The 5,164-nt window shown below is 73.5% G+C and carries 4 protein-coding genes and 1 pseudogene; 1 reads left to right on the top strand and 4 read right to left on the bottom strand.

The annotated features are described in order from the left end of the window. Window positions 1-1,458 (top strand): SGNH/GDSL hydrolase family protein (locus tag AWZ10_RS03135; protein ID WP_060890380.1); only part of this gene is annotated, 1,458 nt, incomplete at its 5' end. Window positions 1,459-1,470: 12 nt separating this feature from the next. Here AWZ10_RS03135 and AWZ10_RS03140 read toward each other — a convergent pair. The 4 genes and pseudogenes from AWZ10_RS03140 to AWZ10_RS03155 all read right to left on the bottom strand — a co-directional run. Then, a complete protein-coding gene (locus AWZ10_RS03140) occupies window positions 1,471-2,250 on the bottom strand; it encodes an exodeoxyribonuclease III (protein ID WP_046706978.1) in 780 nt (259 codons plus the stop codon). A gap of 71 nt (window positions 2,251-2,321) precedes the next feature. Next, the gene (locus AWZ10_RS03145; protein WP_046706977.1) at window positions 2,322-2,957 is read right to left on the bottom strand and encodes an MBL fold metallo-hydrolase; all 636 of its coding nucleotides are present in this window, start codon (window positions 2,955-2,957) and stop codon (window positions 2,322-2,324) included. A 64-nt stretch (window positions 2,958-3,021) separates the two neighbouring features. Further along, window positions 3,022-4,320: a bifunctional 3-oxoadipate enol-lactonase/4-carboxymuconolactone decarboxylase PcaDC gene (gene pcaDC, locus AWZ10_RS03150; protein ID WP_046706976.1), complete on the bottom strand. Its 1,299-nt coding sequence runs from the start codon at window positions 4,318-4,320 to the stop codon at window positions 3,022-3,024. Window positions 4,321-4,595: 275 nt separating this feature from the next. Next, a pseudogene (locus AWZ10_RS03155) lies at window positions 4,596-5,164 on the bottom strand (SWIM zinc finger family protein); the annotation flags it as partial.

The raw sequence follows: 5,164 nt of genomic DNA on the forward strand, positions 1-5,164 counted from the left end.
GCCGCCGGCCAGTCCGTCCGGGTACGGGGCCGGGGCGACGCCCTCGCCTTCCTCGTCGCCGCCACGGGCGGCACCGAAGCCACCGGCACCGGGACGGTCCGCTACACGAGCGGCGCCCGCTCCGCGTACCGCCTCACCGCCCCCCACTGGCGCACCGGCCCGCTCGCCACCAAGGCCGTGGCGCTCCCCCACATCAACACGCCCGGCGGTCAACTCGCCGAGAAGGCACGGCTGTACGTCGTCACCGTGCCGGTCACGCGGGGCCGTGAGGTCGCCTCCGTAACCCTGCCGCACCACCGGGACCTGCATGTGTTCGATGTGTCGGTGCGCCCCGAGGCGCGCGGCTGGACCGGCGGTTGGGCCGCGTCCCCCTCCGGCTACACGGCCGTCGGCCCCTGGACCGACCGGACGCTGCGGCTCGTCGTGCACACCTCGGCGGGCGGGCCCCGGGTGCGGATCCGGCTCGACAACACCTTCGCGTCGGCACCGGTACGGGTGGGGAGCGCGACGGTGGCGTTGCAGGCGGCGGGAGCGACCGCCCGGAGCACGCCTGTGGCGCTGACGTTCGGGGGCGCGGCGGGCACCGGGATCCCGGCGGGCGCGCAGGCGTTCAGCGACCCGCTGGGCTTCGAGGTGCCTGCGGACAGCAACCTGTTGGTGAGCTTCCACCTGCCGGGAACGGTGACGGCCGCGCCCGTGCACCGGCTCGCCCAGCAGACGTCGTACCTGAGCGGGCCGGGCGACCACGCCGGCGACGCCTCGGCGGCCGCGTACACCTCGACGCTCACGACCTGGCCGCTGCTGACCGGTGTGGACGTGGGCGGCGGGCCGGGCTCCGTCGTGCTCCTCGGGGACTCGATCACCGACGGGGAGAAGGCGACGGTCGACGGGAACCGGCGGTGGCCGGACGTGCTGGCCGGGCGGCTGCTGAGCCAGGACGAGGTCCCGCGCTACGGGGTCCTCAACCAGGGGATCTCGGCGAACCGTGTGGTCACCGACCGCTACCCCGGGGACGGTGTCTCCAGCGACACGGGCGGCGTGAGCGCCCTGCACCGCCTCGACCGTGACGTCCTCGCACAGACCTCCGCCCGTACCGTCGTCGTCTTCCAGGGCGTCAACGACGTCCGCTGGGGCGCGACGGCGGACGAGGTCGTCGCCGGGCTGCGGGAGATCGCGGCCCGGGGGCACGAGCGGGGCCTGCGCGTACTCGTGGCGACGATCGTGCCGTGCGAGGGCGAGGCCCGGTGCACACCCGCCGCCGACGCCCAGCGGGTCGCGGTGAACGACTGGATCCGGGACAACGAGGACTTCGACGGGGTCCTCGACTTCGACGTGGTGCTGCGCGACCCCGACCGCCCGGCCCGGCTGCTTCCCGCCTACGACAGCGGGGACCATCTGCATCCGAACGAAGCGGGGCTGGCGGCGCTCGCCGAGTCCGTGGACCTGAAGCTTCTCTGAGTCCGCGGCGAACTACACGTCCAGGTCCACCACGACCGGCGCGTGGTCGGAGGCGCCCTTGCCCTTCCGCTCCTCCCGGTCCACGTACGAGTCGGTCACGGCCTTCGCGAACGCCTCGTTGCCGTAGACGAGGTCGATGCGCATGCCCCGGTTCTTCGGGAAGCAGAGCTGGCGGTAGTCCCAGTACGTGAAAGGGTGCTCGTACTTGAGGGGGCGCGGGACGACGTCGGAGAGGCCGGCCTCGCGGAGGGAGGCGAGGGCGGCGCGCTCGGCGGGGGTGACGTGGGTGAGGCCCTCGAAGGCGGCGACGTCGTACACGTCGTCGTCCGTCGGCGCCACGTTGTAGTCACCCAGGACGGCGAAGGGGCGGCTGCCGGCCGCGTCGCCCGCGACGGTGGCCTTGAGGGCCTCGAACCACTGGAGCTTGTACGCGTAGTGCGGGTGGTCGACCTCGCGGCCGTTCGGCACGTACACCGACCAGACGCGGACCGGGCCGCAGGTCGCGGAGATCGCGCGGGGCTCCACGACGCCGTCGTAGCCGGGGTCTCCGGGAAGGCCCTTGACCACGTCCTCCAGGCCCACCCGGGAGATCACCGCCACGCCGTTCCACCGGCCCGTCGCGTGCACCGCCGCCTCGTAGCCCGCCTCGCGCAGCGCGTCGGACGGGAAGCCGTCCTCGGCGATCTTGGCCTCCTGGAGGCAGAGCACGTCCGTGCCGCTGCTCTCCAGCCAGGCCAGGAGCCTCGGGAGGCGGGCGGTGATCGAGTTCACGTTCCAGGTCGCGATGCGCATGCCGCACAACCTACCGGGCGGGTCCGACAACGCCGGTTCCGCCCGGTCGTGGGCGACGACGTGCCCGTCGCTCAGACGTCCGCCGAGGTACCGGGAGCCAGGCGCAGGTGCTCCGCGCCGCCCAGGGCGCCGATCTGGCGGTCGTAGATGGGGCGGGCGAGATCGGTGAGGAGGGCGTCGTGGATGTCGTACGCGCGCTGGGGCTTGACCTCGCGGACGTAGTCGATGACCTCGGAGATCTTGTTCCAGGGGGCCATGACGGGGAGCATCAGCGTCTCGACGGCGTGGTCGGGGACGGTGAGGGCGTCGCCGGGGTGGAAGACGCGGCCGCCGTCGACGAGGTAACCGACGTTGGTGATGCGCGGGATGTCCGGGTGGATGACGGCGTGGAGTTCGCCGTGGACCTGGACGTCGAAGCCCGCGGCGGTGAACGTGTCGCCGTGGCCGACCGTGTGCACCCGGCCCGGGAAGGCCGCGGAGATCTTCTCGGCGACGGACCGCAGCGTCCAGATCTCGGCGGCCGGGTTGCCCTCCAGGGCCGCCCGCAGCCGCCCCTCGTCGAAGTGGTCGGCGTGCTCGTGGGTGACCAGGACGGCGTCCGCGCCGATCGCGGCGTCCTCCTCGCTGAACCCGCCCGGGTCGATGACGAGCGTGCGTCCGTCCTTCTCCAGACGGACACAGGCGTGCGACTTCTTCGTGAGCTTCATGGGTCCATCCTGCCTCCGGCCACCGGTGCCGGGCCCACCGGAGGCCGTGGCTCCCGACCGGGGATCACTCCGCGGGGGTGGTCTCCTCGCGGATGACCTGCTGGGCCACGCGGAACGCGCTGTTCGCGGCCGGCACCCCGCAGTAGACGGCGGCCTGGAGGAGGACTTCCTTGATCTCGTTCGGGGTGAGGCCGTTACGGAGCGCGGCGCGGGTGTGGAAGGCGAGTTCGTCCAGGTGTCCGCCGGCGACGAGGGCGGTCAGCGTGACACAGCTGCGGGAGCGGCGGTCGAGGCCGGGCCGGTCCCAGATCTCGCCCCAGGCGTAGCGGGTGATGAACTCCTGGAAGTCGCCGGAGAAATCGTCCGCCGAGGTCAGCGCCCGGTCGACATGCGCGTCGCCGAGCACCTCGCGGCGGACCTTGAGCCCCGCGTCGTAGGGGTCCGGTCTCCCCAGCGCCTCGGGCTGGGCGGCGGCCGGGGCGATCTCGGCGACCGGTCCGGTCTGCGGCGGGACGGCGGCCAGGGCCGGCTTGACCGGGGCCGCCTGGATGGCGACCTGGCCGGTGGTGGAGTCGTAGGCGGGCTGCCACGCCGTGGAGAAGTGGCGTACGAGAAGGTCGGTGACGGCGGCGGGCTGTTCGACCGGCACGAGGTGCGAGGCGCCGGGGACGACGGCGAGCCGGGCGTCCGGGATGCCAGCGACAAGCGTACGGGCCTCGGCGGGGCCCGTGACCTGGTCGTCGGAGCCGACGAGGACGAGGGTGGGGACGCCGATGCGGCCCAGCTCGGCGCGCACGTCGAACGAGGCGAGCGCCTCGCAGGCGGCGATGTAGCAGCCGGGGTCGGTGGTGCGGACCATCTGCACGGCCCACTCGGTGATCGCGGGCTGCGCCGCCGCGAACCCGCCGGTGAACCAGCGGTCCGGGGACGTACGGGCGATCGGGTCGAGGCCGTTGGTCCGGACGATCACCCCGCGCTGACGGAACTCGTCGGCCGTACCGAAGCGGGGCGAGGCTGCGATCAGTGCGAGCGAGGCGATGCGTTCGGGGTGGCGCAGCGCGAGCTCGACCCCGATGGCGCCGCCGAGCGCGCAGCCCGCGTAGCCGAACCGCTGCACCCCGACGGCGTCGAGCGTGGCCAGCAGCCGGGCGGCCAACTCGGTGACCGAGCCGCCGGGGTACGCGGGCGCACCGCCGTGGCCCGGCAGGTCGAAGCGGAAGATCCGCCATTGTTTGATCAGCTCGGGGATCTGGCGATCCCACATGTGCCAGGTCGTGCCGAGCGAGGGTCCGAGGATCAGGACCGGGGCGTCGTCCGGCCCGTCGAACCGGTACTGGAGGGCGGGGGTCTGCGTCTCACTCACCGCTCCACGCTAACGTCCCTTCCTCGGTGCTCGGTCCCAGGCCCCCGAATCAGCCCGGACGGCTCCAGGACATCAGCGGGCAACCCTCACATCGTCTTCACCGGAGCGCAGGTCAAGGGCTGGGGAAGCCGCCCCCACGGGATGACCGACACAGGCATCGAACAAATATCCCTGCGTGTCGCGTGTCGAGGTCGGGTGTCGCGCGTCGAGGTCGGGTGTCGCGCGTTGCGTGTCGCCTTTGCAGGCCGGGTGCGGCGTGTGGGTGCGGTCGACCGTCAGTCGTCGGTCGCTCCCAGACCTGTCAGCGCCCCCACCGGGTCGAGGTCCGGTATGCCTCTGGGCCACCAGTCGTCGTGGCCCGGTTCGGACTCGTACGCGTACCAGAGGCCGTCGCGGCCGAGGCGGAGCTGGACGTGGCCGCGGGGGTGGGTGAGGTGGTTGCGCCGGGGGCGGAAGGCCGGGAGGTCGGCGGCGAGGAGAAGGGGGCGGGCGCGGTCGAAGCGGCCGGCCGGCGGGTCCCAGGGTTCCTCCAGGACGGCCAGCCCTTCGAGGCCGCCCTGGCGCCAGGCGGCGACCGCGCGGGCCAGCTCGGCCGGGGTGCGCCCGGTGGCTGCGGCCAGGGAGGAATAGAGGGCGCGGGTCGTGGCCGTGAGGCCGGAGCCGGGACGGGCGGCGGCGACTCGTACCGCGTCCTGCCACAACGTCAGCTCGGCCACCGGGTCGCGTCCCGTGGTGAGCAGCGTGTGGGCGCGGGCGGCCGCGTCGGTGGCCAGCTGGTCCAGCGCGAACGCGTCCGGGCCGCCGGGCACGCCCGGGTACACCGGCGGCTGTTCCGGGTGCGGTG

The organism is Streptomyces europaeiscabiei (genome assembly GCF_001550375.1).
Classification (GTDB): domain Bacteria; phylum Actinomycetota; class Actinomycetes; order Streptomycetales; family Streptomycetaceae; genus Streptomyces; species Streptomyces europaeiscabiei.

Bases quoted from the DNA above. Each gene is read 5' to 3' on its own strand.
- AWZ10_RS03140 (WP_046706978.1), bottom strand. From the start codon at position 2,250: ATGCGCATCGCGACCTGGAACGTGAACTCGATCACCGCCCGCCTCCCG.
- AWZ10_RS03145 (WP_046706977.1), bottom strand. From the start codon at position 2,957: ATGAAGCTCACGAAGAAGTCGCACGCCTGTGTCCGTCTGGAGAAGGAC.